At 64.6% G+C, this 17,419-nt stretch carries 14 protein-coding genes; 6 read left to right on the plus strand and 8 right to left on the minus strand.

Features of this window, described 5'->3' with window-relative positions; all coding sequences use genetic code 11:
- Nucleotides 1–56: 56 nt before the first annotated feature.
- From rpsI to eccCa, 6 genes are all read right to left on the minus strand, one after another.
- Complete coding sequence (gene rpsI, locus AC5Y5C_RS12645; RefSeq protein ID WP_499973183.1) at nucleotides 57–452, minus strand: 30S ribosomal protein S9; 396 nt, start codon at nucleotides 450–452, stop codon at nucleotides 57–59.
- 134 nt (nucleotides 453–586) lie between these two features.
- Entirely contained in the window at nucleotides 587–1,030 is a 444-nt protein-coding gene (gene rplM, locus AC5Y5C_RS12650; RefSeq protein ID WP_499972554.1) for a 50S ribosomal protein L13, read from the minus strand.
- 288 nt (nucleotides 1,031–1,318) lie between these two features.
- On the minus strand, nucleotides 1,319–1,606 hold the full coding sequence (locus AC5Y5C_RS12655; RefSeq protein WP_134066017.1) for a WXG100 family type VII secretion target: 288 nt from the start codon (nucleotides 1,604–1,606) through the stop codon (nucleotides 1,319–1,321).
- Nucleotides 1,607–1,655: 49 nt separating this feature from the next.
- Nucleotides 1,656–1,934 (minus strand): WXG100 family type VII secretion target, encoded by a 279-nt coding sequence (locus AC5Y5C_RS12660; RefSeq protein WP_078288346.1) that lies wholly within the window; start codon nucleotides 1,932–1,934, stop codon nucleotides 1,656–1,658.
- Nucleotides 1,935–2,076: 142 nt separating this feature from the next.
- A complete protein-coding gene (locus AC5Y5C_RS12665) occupies nucleotides 2,077–3,456 on the minus strand; it encodes a type VII secretion-associated protein (protein WP_499972556.1) in 1,380 nt (459 codons plus the stop codon).
- Nucleotides 3,453–7,439: a type VII secretion protein EccCa gene (eccCa, locus tag AC5Y5C_RS12670; RefSeq protein ID WP_499972557.1), complete on the minus strand. Its 3,987-nt coding sequence runs from the start codon at nucleotides 7,437–7,439 to the stop codon at nucleotides 3,453–3,455. Before eccCa ends, AC5Y5C_RS12665 begins: the two co-directional genes overlap by 4 nt.
- A gap of 266 nt (nucleotides 7,440–7,705) precedes the next feature.
- Here eccCa and eccD point away from each other — a divergent pair, with 266 nt between their 5' ends.
- Together eccD and mycP are read left to right on the plus strand one after the other, a co-directional pair.
- Nucleotides 7,706–9,241, plus strand: coding sequence for a type VII secretion integral membrane protein EccD (gene eccD / locus AC5Y5C_RS12675; protein WP_499972558.1), 1,536 nt, complete (start codon nucleotides 7,706–7,708; stop codon nucleotides 9,239–9,241).
- Nucleotides 9,238–10,680, plus strand: coding sequence for a type VII secretion-associated serine protease mycosin (mycP, locus tag AC5Y5C_RS12680; protein ID WP_499972560.1), 1,443 nt, complete (start codon nucleotides 9,238–9,240; stop codon nucleotides 10,678–10,680). Before eccD ends, mycP begins: the two co-directional genes overlap by 4 nt.
- A 17-nt stretch (nucleotides 10,681–10,697) precedes the next feature.
- Here mycP and eccB read toward each other — a convergent pair whose 3' ends face one another.
- Complete coding sequence (gene eccB, locus AC5Y5C_RS12685; RefSeq protein ID WP_499972561.1) at nucleotides 10,698–12,176, minus strand: type VII secretion protein EccB; 1,479 nt, start codon at nucleotides 12,174–12,176, stop codon at nucleotides 10,698–10,700.
- Between the two features lie 207 nt (nucleotides 12,177–12,383).
- Here eccB and eccE point away from each other — a divergent pair, with 207 nt between their 5' ends.
- Nucleotides 12,384–14,018 carry a type VII secretion protein EccE gene (gene eccE, locus AC5Y5C_RS12690; RefSeq protein ID WP_499972563.1) on the plus strand — a complete coding sequence of 545 codons (1,635 nt, stop codon included), beginning with the start codon at nucleotides 12,384–12,386 and terminating at the stop codon, nucleotides 14,016–14,018.
- A 13-nt stretch (nucleotides 14,019–14,031) separates the two neighbouring features.
- Here the strand turns inward: eccE and AC5Y5C_RS12695 are convergent, their stop codons facing one another.
- Nucleotides 14,032–14,586 (minus strand): CGNR zinc finger domain-containing protein, encoded by a 555-nt coding sequence (locus AC5Y5C_RS12695; protein WP_499972564.1) that lies wholly within the window; start codon nucleotides 14,584–14,586, stop codon nucleotides 14,032–14,034.
- Between the two features lie 72 nt (nucleotides 14,587–14,658).
- Here AC5Y5C_RS12695 and AC5Y5C_RS12700 point away from each other — a divergent pair, with 72 nt between their 5' ends.
- Genes AC5Y5C_RS12700 through AC5Y5C_RS12710 form a run of 3 tightly spaced genes read left to right on the plus strand, consistent with a single transcriptional unit; the run spans nucleotide 14,659 to nucleotide 17,363 of the window.
- The gene (locus AC5Y5C_RS12700; protein WP_499973184.1) at nucleotides 14,659–15,711 is read left to right on the plus strand and encodes an EamA family transporter; all 1,053 of its coding nucleotides are present in this window, start codon (nucleotides 14,659–14,661) and stop codon (nucleotides 15,709–15,711) included.
- A gap of 1 nt (nucleotide 15,712) precedes the next feature.
- Entirely contained in the window at nucleotides 15,713–16,363 is a 651-nt protein-coding gene (locus AC5Y5C_RS12705) for a cutinase family protein (protein WP_499973187.1), read from the plus strand.
- Between the two features lie 10 nt (nucleotides 16,364–16,373).
- Nucleotides 16,374–17,363, plus strand: a complete 990-nt coding sequence (locus AC5Y5C_RS12710) for an alpha/beta fold hydrolase (RefSeq protein WP_499972565.1) — start codon at nucleotides 16,374–16,376, stop codon at nucleotides 17,361–17,363.
- Nucleotides 17,364–17,419: the final 56 nt, after the last annotated feature.

The raw sequence follows: 17,419 nt of genomic DNA on the forward strand, positions 1-17,419 counted from the left end.
CGATTGCGCCGACACACAGTTGTGTGCCGGCGCAATACGCGGACGAACAGAATCGATCAGCGCTTCGAGTACTGAGGCGCCTTACGGGCCTTCTTGAGACCGTACTTCTTACGCTCGATCGCACGCGGGTCACGAGTGAGGAAGCCGGCCTTCTTCAGCACCGGGCGATCCTCGGGCTCCACGATGATGAGTGCACGCGCAATGGCAAGACGCAGTGCGCCGGCCTGACCCGACGGGCCACCGCCGACCAGGTGGGCGTAGATGTCCACGGTGTCGACCCGGTTCACGGACACCAACGGCGCCTTGATGAGCTGCTGGTGCACCTTGTTCGGGAAGTACTCTTCCAGGCTGCGACCGTCCAGATGGAACTTGCCCGTGCCCGGAACGAGACGCACTCGGACGACGGCTTCCTTGCGGCGGCCAACGGTCTGAATGGGCTTGTCGATCACGATGGGGCTACGAGGAGCGGCCTTGGGGGCTGTCTCTTCGGCAGACTCCTCAACAACGACCTCGACAACCGCCTGCTCGACTGCGTTCTCTGTGTTGTCTGTGTTGTCTTTGGGGGTCTGCTCTTCAGCGATATCGGTCACTGAGCCACCTGCTTAATCTCGAACGGGATCGGCTGCTGCGCGGCGTGCGGGTGCTCGGGACCTGCGTACACCTTGAGCTTGCGCTCGATCTGGTGGCCCAACTTGGTCTTGGGCAGCATGCCGATAATCGCCTTCTCCACCGTGCGGGTGGGGAACTTCTGCAGCTGCTCGCCCATGCTGCGCTTGCGCAGGCCGCCCGGGTAACCCGAGTGACGGTAGGCGAACTTGTCGGTGAGCTTCTTGCCGCTGAGGGCAATCTTCTCGGCATTGATGATGACGACGAAATCGCCACCATCGGCGTGGGGGGCATAGGTCGGCTTGTGCTTGCCGCGCAGCAGGGTGGCTGCTTGGACGGCAAGACGGCCGAGTACTACGTCCGTGGCGTCGATGACATACCAGCTAGTGGTGATGTCACCCGCCTTGGGCGTGTAGGTAGGCACAGTCTTTCCTTGTCTACTCGGATGGATCCCGGACGGTTTCTGCCGTTCGGGGCGCTGGTCGTGGCGAACGGTGGAGGTTGATCTCGGCGACCAGTGGTGACCCGAGCCTCGTGCACGATGACGTACCGCACGCCAGCGGTGAAGCTTACCGGGCCACGTCACCGCAGGTCAAAACGCGGTCCAGCCCGTCCTCTACTCGAACCTTCGAGCACTCACAAAAAAACTGTGAGGCCTTGGTGGCTCTCCTCCACCAAGGCCTCACAGAGGCTTGAAAAAACCGTCGGCGATTTAGCCGTGCCAAGCACCCGCAGCGCTCTGGTCGGTGTGCTGCGCATCCTGGTTACCCTGGTCAACCTTGGAGTTGAGCTGGGTCAGGATCTGGTTAAGGTCCTCGGCGGACTGGTGCCAAGACTTCTGGTACTCCTGGTACGCAGTCGCTTCCTGGCCCTCGGCCTGCTGGACGAGGGGCTGAATGTCGTGCTGCAGCTCCTCGAGGCCGGCCTGGAACTTGTTGATGATGCCCTTGACATCGGCAACCAGCGCGTCGATCTCGCCGTGGTTGTAAGTAATCTGCATGGTCAATCCCCTTTGCTATGTGATGTCTTTGATGACTATTACGAGACGCCTAGAAGGTCTGGCTCTCGTCCATCTCCTGGATGCGACGCTTGTTCGAATCCATGGTGTCGTGGATCTGCAAGAGCACCTTCTGGATGTCGCCCATCTCCTGATCGAAACGGGCCATCGCCTCATCAAAGGCATGCCGCGCCTGACCCTGCCAGGTGCTGGTACCCACCGCTACGCGATCCCGCAGCTGGGACTGCATCGCAGTGAACTCCTGGTACTTGCCGTCGATCTTCTTAGCCGTGGAATCGAGCAACGCCAGGTCATTCTGAAAAACAGCCACTTCGTGTCCTCCCTTGTCCCCAGGCCCGGCCAGTCACGGGTGTGACTTCCGGTTTCTGGCCGGTTTTGTCCTTACAACTACATACGATGGCCCTATCGTCAGATCGGTTCCATCTTTTTCAAAGTTTTTTTCAGCAATCTTGTCAGTTACCCGATCTTACCGCTTTGGCCGTTTGAATAGCCAGTTCGCAAGCTTTACGAACGGTATCATAGCTATCTTTCTTGAACTGACAGCCAACACCTATTCGCAGGTTATCGTCCAGAAGTACAGTCCACGCGATGTCATGGCCCTGGCGTACCTCGGTGTAGGTGACCGCCGGCCGCTCCATCTTGCGATCGTCGGCCTTGAAGTCCGTAAACACCCCCGGCGGCTCCTTCTCCATGGCAGCTCGGAGCGTCTCGGCGGTTGATGCCAAGGTCTCGGTCGACTTCACCCGCACCTGGGTCACATGCACGATCGCCTCGGGATCCGAGGGCGAGATCACTTCCACCCGTGCCGAACCAGCACCGCCCGCAGCGATACGCCGTACCGCCCACTCCGCGGGCACCATGAACTGCACACGGCCCTCCACCAGCAGTGATGTCGCCACCACGGGAGTCGTCGGCGACGGTTGCCGCTCCCGGATGAAGGCCACCGTCAACACGACACCCGTCACGACGATCGCGGCCGCCAGACCCATCGCGGCAACCGGCCACCACGCGGGAAGCCGCGGAACCGATCTGGCGGATGACGTGGGTGTCCATTCGGGCCGTCTCGCACCAGCGGGCTCGTCGGCGGGCCTCTCGATGAACGCCGAGACGCGGGGAGATTGGCTGACGTCACGAAACACCGCATCTCCGGCGACTTGCGATACTCCGGGAGTCAGGCCGATCCGATCGATCGCGTCGACGATCGCCTCGCCCATCTCGCCATCGGCCGAGTCGACAAGGATCGCGGCGACTCCGGGCCGTTCACTGCGGACTACCTCCTCGACAGCACGCGCCACCGCGCCTGCGACGTCCGCGGCGGTTTTGGTCTCCCAGGACCGCTCTTCGAGATGACGAACCGTCGATGCCGGCTCACCGGCGGAGCCGTGTCCCACCACGGTGACGGCGACCTCGCCCGGCGACACCTCGACCACCACGAACGAGCGCCCCGACAAATCGGTGCGCACGCCGCGCTCGGCAAGCGCGAAAGCACGCGAGCGCACGGTCAGCGTCGCCGCCATCATCCGCGCGGCATTCGACAACAACGTGCGCCGCCCGGAACTCCACGTCGTCGGATGGATCAGCAGCATGGAATCGAGGCGGACCGGCACATTCCGATCGGTAAGCAACGACTCGAACAAGGCGGCCCAGAGCGCACGGGACGGAACCACACGACCGGGTAACAGGGCCGTTTCGTCATCGAGCGCGGCAACCGCCGACCGGACATCGGGATATCCGGCTTCTCGGATCCCTTCGTCGGTTCGTGCCCGGACGGCGGTCTCGGTCACTTCGATCGCTACCCGCGTCCCTGTCTGCGGGTCGCGATCCAGAATCACTGCGGATCGCTCCAGGCAACCTGGATCAGTTGTTGGCCGCCCGAGCGCATGACCAGCGTGCCGCGACCCGGCGGCTGCTCACTCGGTCGAACCGTGCCGATCAGGACACCTTCGTCCTTGTTTCCGCTCATCTGTAAGCCGATGCAGGAGAGGTCCTTCATGCGCGCCATCATCGGCTCGAACATGGCCCGCGAGGCGCCGCTGGTGCGACGCGCGATGACAACATGCAGTCCGATGTCCTTCGAGTGCGGCAGGTACTCCGCGAGCGGCAGCAGTGGGTTTCCACTCGCCAGAGCCACCAGGTCGTAGTCGTCGACCAAGATGTAGATCTCTGGGCCGGACCACCAGGACCTGTCACGTAACTCTTGCTGCGTGACATCGGGCCCCGGCATCCGCGATTTGAGGAGCTCGACCAATGCCGGCACCTCATCCACCAAGGTGCTGCTCGACATCGCGTACTTGGCCAGGTGTTCCGTCTCGACGACACCGAGCAAGGTGCGGCGAAAGTCCACGATGAACAGCTGCGCCTGCTGCGGAGTGGTGGTGCGGACAATCTCGCGGCAGATGGTCCGCAACAGACCTGTCTTGCCGCACTCGCTGTCCCCGAAAATCATCATGTGCGGCTGCTCGCCGAACTCCAGGAACGTCGGAGCCAACTCGGTCTCGTTGATGCCGACGAGGATGCGCAGGTTTGGCAGATCGTTCTGCGGCGACTGCGGAACCAGCGCGGCGTAATCGATCTTGTGCGGCAGCATGCGAACCTGCGGAGCTTCCGCCGAGCTGCGCTGCCGCATGCTCGCGGCGGCCGCACCGATCGCCTCGCCGAGGTCCTGATTCGACGAGACACTATCGACGCGTGGCAGTCCGATGAGCATGTGCCGGCGGTCGCGAGTGATACCCCGGCCTGGCCTGCCATCCGGGACAAGCTGTGCCAGCTTGCGGTCGAAGTCCGAGTCCAGCGGATCACCGAGGCGAAGCTCGACGCGCGTACCGATCTGGTCCTTCAGGGCCGGCCGGATCTCGGCCCAGCGTGAGGCCGTGACCACTGTGTGCACGCCGAAGCCCAGCCCCTGCGCAGCCAGCGCGGTGACCTGCGGCTCAAGAGCCTCGAACTCCTGACGGACCGTGGACCAGCCATCGATGATGAAGAACACGTCACCGAATGGATCGCTCGCGAGCTGTGGGTCACCGGCACCCTTGCGGCGCCGGTACTCGGCCATCGAGTCAATCCCATAGGCGCGGAACGCGTTCTCGCGCGACCTGACAATCGTCAGCATTTCGGCGAACGTGCGCCGGATCAGATCTGACTCCAGTCGGCTGGCCACCGAACCGACATGCGGTAGTTGTGCCAGAGAGGTGAGCGTGCCACCACCGAAGTCCAGGCAATAGAACTGCACCTGTGCGGGACTGTGGGTCACCGCAAGCGACGTCACCAAGGTGCGGACCGCCATCGACTTCCCGGACTGCGGTGCGCCGACGATGGCGACGTTGCCCGCCGCTGCCGAAAGATCGACGATGTACGGGTCGCGCCGTTGCTCATACGGCCGGTCCACGATTCCGATCGGGACAGTCAAACTGCCCACCGCGTCGAAGCCGGCGCGACCATGACGCGGAATCAAGTCACCGAGAGTCGGCGAATCGTCCAACGGGGGCAGCCATACCTCGTGTGCCGGATTGCCATGTCCTTCAACGCGATCGAGGATCGTGTCAATGACCGACTTTCCGATTGCCCCTTCGGACGCGGCGGGGGCGTCGTCTTCCACGAATTCCGCGGGGCGCATTTGCAGTGCCACCGGCGCCGCGGTGAACAGCCGCGGCGCGGCCCCGGTACCCCCGGTTGAGACGGCACGACGCGCTGGCCCGTACGGCACATATGCGCCGGACACGTAAGAGGTCTGGAACCGTGTCAGCTCCCCCGAGTCGTCCTTGAGGTAGCACGAACCCGGAGTGTTGGGCAGGTGGTAGGCGTCCGGAACACCAATGGCAGCGCGGGACTCGTTGGCAGAGAAAGTCTTCAGGCACAGCCGATAGGACAGGTGGGATTCCAGACCGCGGAGGCGGCCCTCGTCCAGACGCTGCGAAGCAAGCAACAAGTGCACGTGCAGCGAGCGGCCCAGGCGGCCGATCGCCACGAACAACTCCGCGAAATCAGGGTGCTGGCTTAGCAGTTCGGAGAATTCGTCGACAATGATGAAGAGCGCCGGCAGCGGGGCGAGGGATGCGCCGGCGGCGCGGGCGCGCTCATACTCGGTGACATTGGCGAAGTTGCCCGCGGCACGCAGCAGCTCCTGGCGCCGGTTCATCTCGCCGGCGAGCGCGTCCTTCATGCGGGACACCAGATTTGCCTCTTCGGCAAGGTTGGTGATGATGGCCGCGACGTGCTGCGCCCGGTCCAGCCCGAGGAATGTCGCTCCACCCTTGAAGTCGACGAGCACGAGGTTGAGCGCGTCCGGCGAATGGGTGGCAATCATGCCGAGTGTCAGTGTGCGCAGGAACTCAGACTTACCCGAACCGGTCGCACCAATGCAGAGCCCGTGTGGACCCATGCCGTTCTCGGCGGCCTCCTTGATGTCCAGTTCCATGGGAGTGCCGTCGACGGCGATGCCGATGGGCACGCGCAGCCTGTCTCGTCCAACCCGATTGCGCCACACCACTTCCGGGTTTAGCAGCCCGGGATCGCCGATCCCCACGATATCGGACCACCGCGTGCTGACCTCGGTTTGGATCTGAACCTCATCGCCACTGCCGGTGAGTACGCGGTAGGGCGCCAGCCGGCGCGCGCACGCCATCGCCTCGGTGATGGTGAGGTGGTCTGGGTGAGCGAAGACTTCGGACCCGACATTGCCCTTGGCTCCGAGGCCGCGTTCGGTCAGCTCCAATTGCATCCCGCGCCGGGCCGCCAGCGGGTCCACCCGGGTGCCGATCTCGACGAGGGTCACCGAATCGATGCCGTGATCGATGATGAGGCGTTCGGAACCGATCAGTGTGCCGCTGTCCACGATGATGAGGATCTGCGGCCGGTCGGGAGAGGGCTGAGCGGTACGCGAGAACCGCTCACGTTCTGTGATCAGCGATGCCAGCGACTCCTCGACCTCACCCAGCGAGTGGTAGACCAAACGGCTGGCGCCGACACCGTCGAACGCGGTCGGATGCTGGGCGTGCGGAAGCCATTTGAGCCAGTCCCAGTGCGGTGCCGCGTGCCGATTGACCACTGCCGCAACCAGGAATTGGTCGGGCCCATGGAACATCGCCAGCTGACAAATCATGGCGCGCAACATGCCTCGCGCCACCTCAGGTGAGCCATCAATGGTGACGGCCGCAAAACCTCTCAGGTTCAACGCGATCGGCAGCTCGGGCACCAACGAGTGCGTCCGCACGAACCGGCGCAGCGCTACGGAAGCGACCGGCTCCAATTCTTCGACCGGGCCGATCTCCGGCGCCACCAGCTGCGCGGCCAGGCGCTGATCGCCCACCCCGACGCGCACATGGCAGTAGTCACTGTCGCCGGGACGCCGCTCCCACATCCGGCGGCCGCCGGCCAGCGTCCACAGCGCGGAGGGGTCCGGGTTGTTCCACAGCAGTGCCTTGCGTTGAGCACCGCCGGTATCGGTGACGTTCTTGCGCACCACCTCGAGGTACCGCAGGTAATCCTTGCGGTCCTCATTGATTTCGCTGGTTTTAGCTCCCTTGCCACCGCTGTTGGAGACCATGCTGACCATCGAGACCATCATCATGATCGGGAACAGCATGAACATCGGGCTGCGCATCATCCCACCGCCCGCGCCACCGCCCAGGCTCCCCGAGGTGACGAAGAAGGCGATCATGCCCACCATTGCCACCACCATGACCAGCGGCATGATCTTGGCGATGATCGGCGACGGCACCGGCCGTGGAATCTCCGGCGGCGGCTGCACATTGACCTCGCCACCCGGCACGCGAGGCACCGCAAGCCGAGGCCGACGAATGAAAATTGTGGTGTTCACCCCGTGCTCACCCTGGCCCTCCGGTTTCCCCCGCGTCGCATCTCGTGGCTATTTCGCATCCACGCTACCGCCCAGCCCACGGCGGGCTACAGGATAGGGCCGTTATATCCGGTGCCGCAACGAATTCGCTCACAAGATCACCGGAGCCGCTGGTCATGCGGTTGGCGTTCGCCCGGATGCACCGAACCGCTGGCGGCGCTCAGCCGCGTTCGGCTAGTGTGCATGCGCAAAGATCAATGACCGTGGGGGCAGGTAGGGGGCACAGCATGACACATGCGCAGTCGGGCGCCGAGCAACGTTCGGCGGTTCTCGAACTGTGCCGCGTTTCCATTCAGGCTGACCGTACTCAGGTCGACCTGGCGCTGCCGACGAGTGTCCCGCTGGCCCTCTTGGTCGGCTCGATCGTCGACATCATCAACCAACATGTCGGTGTCCCCGAGCTGACCAGCCCGGAGGATGCCGTGGAAACGCACTGGCGTTTGTCCCGGCCTGGTCAGCCACCGCTACAGATGTCCAGCACCCTTGGGGAGTTGGAGGTTCGCGATGGCGATCAACTCATCCTCACCGCGTCCGATGTCGCCGCGCCCGACCCACTGTTCGACGATGTCTTTCTTGCCGTGTCCACATTCCGGACCGTCTCGGCACAACCGTGGAGCCGCACCGCCGCCCGAATACTCGGTGCCTCGGCGTGCGGGCTAGCCGCGGTGCTCGGCGCGACCGCGCTGTTACGCGCCGGCGCGACAAATCCCGGCCTACTCCTTCCCATCATCGCTGTCGCGATCGCGCTGGTGGCAATGACCGCCGCGGTCTTCGCGAACAGGGTTTACGACGATTCGCTCGCATCCGTGATGCTGAGCCACTGCGCCGTCGGCTTCTCGGCGGTGGCGGGGGCCCTTTTCGTGCCGGGAAAATACGGCGCCCCCCACGCGATGCTGGCACTCATGGTGGCGATGGTCGTCGCCATCCTCGCCATGCGCGCGACCGGCACCGGCACGATGTCACTCGTCGCCGTCGCTTCGGCATCACTACTCGGGTTCGCGGCGGCCCTCGGCTATGTGCTTTTCGAACCTCCGATCTACAGCCTCGGCGCTGTGCTCGGGTCGGTCGGAATCTGCTCGGTGGCGCTTTCGCCGCGGGTGGCAATGGCCCTCGCCCGCCTACCCCTTCCCCCGGTGCCCACGCAGGGCGCACCATCTAGGCCCGAACATTCGACGGCTCCGATCGAAGCCATCGAGGGGCTGGACGGACTTGATACCGAGGGTGACGACGTCGAGGACGCCACGGCGCTGCCGCCGCTCCCCGACCTTCGCGAGAAGGCGTTGCGCGCGCATGCCGTGTTGACCGGATTGGTGTGCGGAACATCCGCCGTCACCGCCGTGGGCGCCATGCTCGCGGCACTGACCTTCCCCGGCGCGGGCGACCACCACCCCACCGGTGCACACCGGTTCAGTGGTGTGGTGCTCGCCGGATTGATCGCGCTGGCCATGATGCTTCGGGCGCGCTCGCATGCCGACCTTGCGCAGACGGTGGCCATCAACCTGGGCGGCTTGGCCATTCCGGCAGCGGGATTCGCGTTCATCGCCATCGCGTACCCCACAGCCGCTGTGTTCACCACCGCGTTGGCGGCGATCGCGGCCGGTTCGGCCATCGCTCTCGGGTTCCTGGTATCGGCGCGCAAGTACTCACCCGTCGCGCGCCGCACGGTGGAGATCATCGAATACATCGCGCTATCGCTGATCGTTCCGATGGCCGTCTGGGTATGTGGCGTATACAGCGCCGTGCGGGGATTGAACCTGCCATGAACCTCGGCGTGGCCCGCCGTGTCGCCACCGCTGCAGCCGTTGTGATGTTGGCGATGTCCTCACAGCTGGCGACTGGTTCAGTACACATGCTCGCGACGGCGCACGCGTTCGCGCCGCTTCCGGTCGATCCGAGCATGCTTCCCGGCCCGCGTCCCGCCGCTCCCATCGAGCCCACGGAACAGAAGGAACTGTGCCGATTCCCCGGCATAGACCCCAAGCGCGACCTCAACAAGGTGCCCACGCAGCAGCGCGGTCTAGATCTACCGTTGGTCTGGCAGCTGTCACGCGGCGGCGGCCAGACGGTCGCGGTGATCGACACCGGTGTGGCACGCAGTCCGCGGCTGCCACCACTCATCGCCGGCGGCGACTACGTCTTCGAGGGCGGCAACGGCACTCAGGACTGCGACGCGCACGGCACCATCGTCGCCGGGATCATCGCGGCCGCACCGGATCCCACCGGCGCAAGCGCGTTCAGTGGCATCGCGCCCGACGTCAGCCTCATCACCATTCGTCAATCCAGCGCGAAGTTCGCAGTGAAGAACAAGGGTGGCGGGAGCGACAGAGACGACCCCTCCAAGATCAGCGGCGTCGGAAACGTCGACACCCTGGCGATGGCGGTGCGTACCGCCGCGGACCTCGGCGCGACGGTCATCAACATTTCCGAGGTGGCGTGCGCCTCCGCCAAACAGTTCCTGGACGATCGACCATTGGGCGCCGCCCTGCAATACGCGGTGGACGTCAAGAACGTGGTGGTGGTCGTTGCCGCGGGAAATGTCGGCGACGGGCAATGCAAGAACCAGAATCCAGCACCGGATCCGGCTCGACCCAACACTCCGGACTGGGATGCCGTCCTGGAAACAGTGAGTCCGGCTTGGTACAACGACCTCGTCCTCACAGTGGGCTCGATCGGCCCGGACGGGCAACCTTCCAAGTTCAGTCTCGGCGGCCCCTGGGTCGATGTCTCCGCTCCCGGCGAAGACATCGTCTCCTTGGACCCCAACCGTGACGCACTGACCAACGCCTACATGGGCGAGCAGGGCCCGGTACCCATTCAGGGCACCAGCTTCTCCGCGCCGGTTGTCAGCGGCGTTGTCGCGCTAGTGCGTTCACGCTTCCCTCAGTTGAGCGCGCGTGAAGTGATGGACCGCATCAAGAACACTGCCCACCGCCCGCCGGGCGGCTGGGACCCATATCTGGGCTACGGCGTGGTGGACGCACTCGCCGCGGTCAGCGACGACCTCGGCACCACCAGTGATCTCGCCCGGGCCAATGCGGCCAAGAAGCTGCAGCTGCCGCCCGCACCGCCACCCGCCGATCCCCGGCCGCGACGCTTTGCGCTGATCGGAATAGCGGTCTGCGCGGCATTTCTCGCCGCGGCACTGGCGATGCTGACGCCAGTGCGCAAGCTACGGCAAGGCCGAGACAGCTCCACCGACTAGCGCCCGTACCGCACCGTTTACGCGGGCGCGGTGCTCGACGTTGACGGATTGATCGCCAAACCTGTCTTGTCCGGCGGCATTCCGTCGTGCACGACAAGCGCGTCTTCCTTGCTCAGACGGGGTCCCGGCGGCAGCAGCCCGACGACCGGCCACGGCGCGGGAACGGGTTCAACTGTGAGCCCTAAGGATTTCGCGGCCTCAAGGTTCCCGATGCCGAAGCGCACACCGGTGTCGAGGATGAGATAGAGAGACTCGGCACGCCCGGTATCCCCGCCCAGACCAGTGGACCGGACGAAGGCGCTACGCGCGGGTGGAATGTAGGCCGTGTCGACGTTGGGGCCTTCCTTGTCGGCCTGCGCCAAAACCACCGGCACCTGATCGGTCTTCAACGGCAGCGAGTTTCCCATCAACAGCTTCGTGGAGGCGTGCTCCTGCGTCTTCTCCTGACCGGGCTTCCAGCTGCTGCACAGCACCGACTTCTCCGGCACGTCCACGATCTTCCCCGCGCGGTCTGGAAAGGTCTGTACCGCAAGCAGGTTGAGGCTGGGGTGCCCAGAGATCACGTCGGGAGCGACGGCGACAATGTCCTGCGCCCCCTGGGAATCGGAAAATCTGATCAGATCCGCCGTGACTTCGTTGACGCGTTGCACTCCGCCCGCGAGCACCACGTAGTACTCGGCGGAGTCGGCCCGGCTCATCTTGATCACCGACCCCACCCGAACACCGGCGGTGGTAATGGGTGACGGCCCTCCGGCATCCGGGATGGGCGGCGGCGCAATGGCCGGTACCTCGGGAATGGCGTTGAGAACGGACATCGAGATCGGCCGCGGCGTCACACCTTCCAGACGCAGCGCGCGGGTCACCGCGGGGTTCGTCAGGTCGACCGCGGCGCGCTTCCCGTCGTAGAGCAGGTACATCTGGCTGTTCACCGTCACCAGGGCGTACCTGTCCTTCGGCATCTCCTGGTTGCCGTTCTCGAGGGTCACCTTGCCCGCAATCACCGTAGAGGTGACGGTGGAGCTCGGCGGGGGCGTCGCGACATCACACACCGTCCAGATGGTGTCGTCACCCGACAACGGCGCCGGAATAGACGCCGGCGCACCGGGAATGCCGACCAACGGTCCGCGGCGCGCCTTAGCCAACTCCGAGTCCTTGACCGGCTTGGGATTTTCGTTGTTCCCGGAGATCAACCGGGCGGACGCCAAATTGAGCGCGGGATGAAGTGTGTCCTGGATCCGGACATAGACGGCGCCGGTGTCCTTGGCCATGACGATGGGCTGATCACCCAGCGGCATGTTGGGCCGAAAGAACGCCAAGATCGCACAGCCGGCAACGACGACGGTGGCCAGCACAATTCCGACCATGAGCGAACTGGACTGCGACCGCATCGGGTCGTGGATCATCCGGACGTCACGGCGAACCAGTGCATGCTCCATACGCCGCACCAGGAACCGGTACCCGCTGACCTGCAGCCGGGTTGTCGGTTGTCGCGCCATCGTCCCCCCTCCAGGAAATCTGCGAAACTCGGATCTACGACCCAGTGATGCCTCTAGGCCGGCCCCCAGATCTTGCTAGATCCTACGTACCGGCCACACGGCCATGCAGCCTATTGCAATACTGGGCAACCACGATAGGTTGCGGGTGGCAGCCGTGGTGCCCCAGTCGGGTCGGCACGGCATATCGGCGGGACAGAAGGGGGAAAGGTGACCTCGAGCGGGGCGGCTCCGGAGCAGGTGCGTCGGGCCACGATGCCGATCCAGATCATGGTGATCTCGCAGCTGCTGATTCTCGCCGCGGTCCTGATCTCATTGCTGTTCAGCTGGCCGTGGTGGGCCGCACTACTGATCGCTATCGTGTCCTTGGCGCTCGTCCTCGGCCGGTGGGGGGGCCAGACCGTCAGGCATTGGGCGGTTACCGGATTCAAGTATCTGACGGGTCGCACCTACCGTAGCTCGGGCAGCATTGCCGACACCCCCAGCAGCCAGGACAGCTGGACCGGAACGCGTTGGGAGAACGGCAAACTCATCACGGTGCTGGAAGTCAGCGCCACCCAGCGCCACCCCTCGGTCATCACCCCGGATCACTGTGCCACCGACTCGCTGGTGCCGTTGCGCGTGCTGCGGGAGTGCATGCATCAGAACGATATTGAGCTCGAAAGCATCGATGTCATCAGCAATGGCCAGCGCACCGCCCAAGGGACGGTCCTGCGCGGTGGATATGACCGACTGGTGGGCCCGCTGCCGGCCGTCGCCATCCGCACCGTCTGGGTGGTACTGAGGTTCGACCCCGGCGTGAACGTCGACGCGGTGTTCCGTCGCGGAGGCGGCCGCCGCGGCGCGGAAAGGTGCGCCGTCATCGCCACGGCACGGGTCCGGCGAGCACTGGCGGCGGCCCACTGCGCCAGCACCATCCTGCAGGCCGGACAGATTCACCGGATCAGCGCCGAAATGCTTCGCCAGTACGCGGGCGCGCCCATGCACGAGGAGTGGAGCGGGCTCATGCTGATCGACTCCTACAACGTCGCCATGGGAATTGACCCGTGGTACATCACCGATGCCACCCTGACCGGGCTGTGGGCCCGGCCAACGCTCGAAACCACCGTGACGGTTCGGCTGCGCCCTGCCGCGAAGGGCCGCACATCTGTTGGCGCACTGGTGCGGTGGGCCACCGACGAACAACTCCCGGTACGCCACTCCACCGGAATGACCTCGCTCAACGGCAGCCAGCGCGACGCGTTTTTCGCCGGACTTCCCGTGGGTGCCATCGGCTTGGAGTATCTGACCCGCAGCATCGAGATGAGCAACGAGGAGCTCGACGGCATTCATCTGCCGACATCGGGCTGCGGACAGTTGATCGGATCGGATATGTCGGGCCGCGCGATTGCGGCGCGGCTGTCCGGGCTGGGCGTTCACACCGTGGTGGTACGCGCCGAGCTCTATGTGTGCCAGCAGGTGGTGCTGAGATCGGTGGCGATCGGCGCGCTGGTGGTCGTCTACACCGACCGCCCCCACATGTGGGATGTGATGGTGACCTCGATTGGCGACGCCAATCGCATCCAATTCGCCAGTGGCCCGGGCTTTATCGATCCCCGCTGCACGCTGGCAGTGGTGGACGGCATGCAGCCGACCGCGTTGCCCAGCAACTGCACCGCCGTGCACATCATCAGCAGCGAGTACGACGCGCTTCCGGCCCGTCCGGACGTCATCATCGACCAGCCCAACGGCTACGGCGACCACATTCTCTTGACCGCCGGCGGTGAAACCATTCAGGTCCGCCTCGTGACGGTCAGCGATGAGCTGGCCTACCTGGGCCGGCCGATACAGGCCTTCGCGCAGTAGAGCTTTCGCACCACTACGGTTCGTCGCGCATACGCTCCCGGTAGGCGGCCACATGCTGCCGGTTACCGCAGTTCCCGGTGTCACAGAACATCCGGGACCTGTTGCGCGACAAGTCCACCAGAACAGCATCGCAATCCGGGGCCGCGCAGGTCTTCAGGCGCCGCTGCTCACCGGTGCGTACCAGGTCCGCGAACACCATCGCGGTCTCGGCACCGAGGCGGTCTGCCAGCGGCGCATCGCTGGCGGCCATGTGCAGATGCCAATCGGGCTCCTCGACATGCCGGGTGAGCCACGGGGAGGCATGGGTATCAGCCAGTAGCGCGTTGACCTGCCGGACCACATACTCCTCGTCGTTGATATGCCCCCAGATATCGCCCAGCCGAGTCCGTAGCGCCTTCACGGCCCGCAGTTCAGCTTCGTCACCGTCACGCCTGCCTGTCCAGCCGTATCGATCCAGAAGCGGCGGCAGCGCGTCCGGATCCGGGAGTAGCTCGCGGTCGTTGCGCGCGGTATTGATCAGCTCAGCGGCCGACTTCAGCCCCTGCTCCGTGTCATGAGTGAAAAGCATTTGACACCTGACCTCCTCCGCTTATACCGTCATGACCGTATTTGATTTTACTCATGACACGTGGGAGGTGCGGTGAACGACAAGGCCAATTTCCGGGCCGGCGTGGTCCTCGCCCTCGCCTCCGCCGCCACCTTCGGCTTTTCCGGCCCCTTCGCCAAGTCGCTCATGGCGGCCGGCTGGTCGTTGACTGCCGTCGTCACCGCGCGTCTGGCCGCCGGCGCCGCGGTCATGGTCGTGGCCGCCTGCATCGCGGCGCCCGGGTGGTTCTCCGAGGCCCGGCGCCACGCCAAAGTCGTTGTGCTCTACGGAATCATTCCCGTCGCCGGCGCCCAATTCTGCTACTTCGGCGCGGTCAGGCACATGTCGGTCGGTGTGGCGATGCTCCTGGAGTTCCTGAGCCCCATCCTGGTGATCGCCTGGATCTGGCTGTCCACGCGGCAACGCCCGCACACCCGCGTGCTTGCCGGCGCGGCGCTCGCACTATTAGGAATGCTGTTGGTGCTCAACATCTTCAGCGGATCCCGAGTGGAGCCGGTGGGGGTGCTATGGGGACTGGGAGCGGCGGTCTGCGCCGCGTACTACTTCATCTCGTCACACCGCGCGGGCGGCAAGGCACAAGGGCTGCAACCCATCACCCTGACTACCAGCGGGCTGCTCGTCGGAACCATCGCGGTGGGCGGCTTCGGGCTGACCGGCATCATGCCGATGACCTTCTCTACCCAGGCTGTGCAGGTCGCGGGCTGGCATGCGCCGGTTTACGTGCCCATCCTCATTCTCGGCGTAGTCACCACCGCGATCGCCTATCTCACCGGTATCGCCGCCATTGCCCGACTCAAGCCGAGCTATGCGTCGTTGATCGCACTCACCGAAGTGCTGTGCGCGGTGATCGCGGGATGGGTACTCCTCGGGGAAACCATTGCGCCCATCCAATACGCAGGAGCCGCGGTCATTCTCGCGGGACTGGTGCTGGCACACCGGGGTGCGGAGACCGCGGCGGACCCCGAATCCAGCACAGCCGGGCTCACGGCCTCTTTACCTGCGGGATTGAAATCACATGGCAGCGACAGCGAATTATCCGTAGCCTCAGTGTGTGACGCTACAGCCGAATCCACGCCCAGCCAGTAAGTTGCTTACCGCCGCCGCTCGCGCGGCGGTTATTTCGGTTGCGGCAATCATGTTGACCACAGGTCTCACGGTCATCCTGCCCGCTACCGCTTCGGCGGCTTGTCCCAATGTCGAGGTGTCGTTCGCCCGTGGACGCAGCCAGCCGCCGGGTCTGGGCAACATCGGCGAAGCGTTCGTCAGCGCACTGCGCAATCGTGTCAAGAACCTCAATGTCTACGCGGTGCGCTACGACGCCAATACCGACGTGGGCGGTGGCGCCAACGACCTGAGCGCGCATCTGCAGCAGACCGCCAACAACTGCCCCGACACCAAGCTCATCGTCGGCGGCTATTCGCTGGGCGCCGGCGTCGTCGATACCGCTCTCGGAGTGCCCGGCCCGGTCCAAATCGGCAACCTGTTCTCCTTCGACAACCCCGTGCCACCGGAGGTGGGCGACCACATCCGCGCCATCGTGACATTCGGCAATATCGTGAATCGTTTCGCCCCCATCCAGAATCTGGCCGGTGCGTACGGCGACAGAGTGCTGGATCTGTGCAACGACGGCGATCCGGTGTGCATGGACGGAAACCAGGACACCTGGAAGTCCCACACCTCGTACCCGGCCGCACTGATTAACCAGGCTGCGGACTTCGCGGCTGCAAGGGTGAACTAGCCTCGCCTGGGTGACTGTTTCTCAGATCACCCACCATCAGCTGCGTGTCAATGGAATCGACATGCACGTCGCCGAGCAGGGCGAAGGTCCGGCAGTCGTTCTCTGCCATGGCTTTCCCGGGCTCTGGTATACCTGGCGCCACCAACTGGCCGCGCTCTCGGCAGCCGGATATCGCGCTATCGCACCGGATATGCGCGGATATGGACGGACAACGGCCCCGCCAGACCCTGCGGCCTATGACCGCGGCACCACGGTCAATGACCTCGTCGGCCTGTTGGATGCCCTCGATCTGCGGGATGCGGTGTTCTGCGGGCACGACTTCGGGGCACATCTGGTGTGGGACATGCCGGCCTGGGCAGGGGATCGAGTCCGTGCACTGATCCAGCTGTCGGTGCCGCGTACCCGACGGCTCCCGGTGAAGCCGAGCGTCGGCTTCAACTACCTTGCCTCTCAGCACTTCACACATCTGGAGTATTTCCAGGGGCCGGGTGTGGCGGAGTCCGAGCTGGACACGCAGCCAAAGACTTTCCTGGCCACGCTGTTCCACGCCCTCAGCGGCGCGAACCGCTATCTCGATTGCTGGGACCATCCGGCACAGATAGACGGGAAGCGTAACGGCTACCTGGACGTACTTCCGACTCCCCCTCCCCTGCCGTGGAATTGGCTTTCCGAACAAGATCTTGACTACTACGCGGCCGAATTCGCGCGCACGGGATTCACCGGTGGCCTCAACTGGTACCGGGCCGAGGATCTTGTGTGGGCCCAGAACGAGCATCTCCATGACAGGCCGATCGGCATACCGGTGGCGTTCATGGCGGGATCGGCCGATCCGGTCCTGGAAATGCTCGGTCGCGACCCAATGACGGCGATGGCCGGTCTTGTTCCCGGGCTGAGGTCGGTTCTGATCGTCGAGGGGGCCGGGCACTTCGTGCAGATGGAGCGGCCGGACACGATCAACTCTGCGATGATCGAGTTCCTGGGATCGCTTCCGTCCAGGTGACGAGGCCCATATCGCACCAACATGACAACTAGGTTGACTTACCCGTAGCATTCGCG

This window comes from Mycobacterium sp. NGS15, assembly GCF_059813245.1.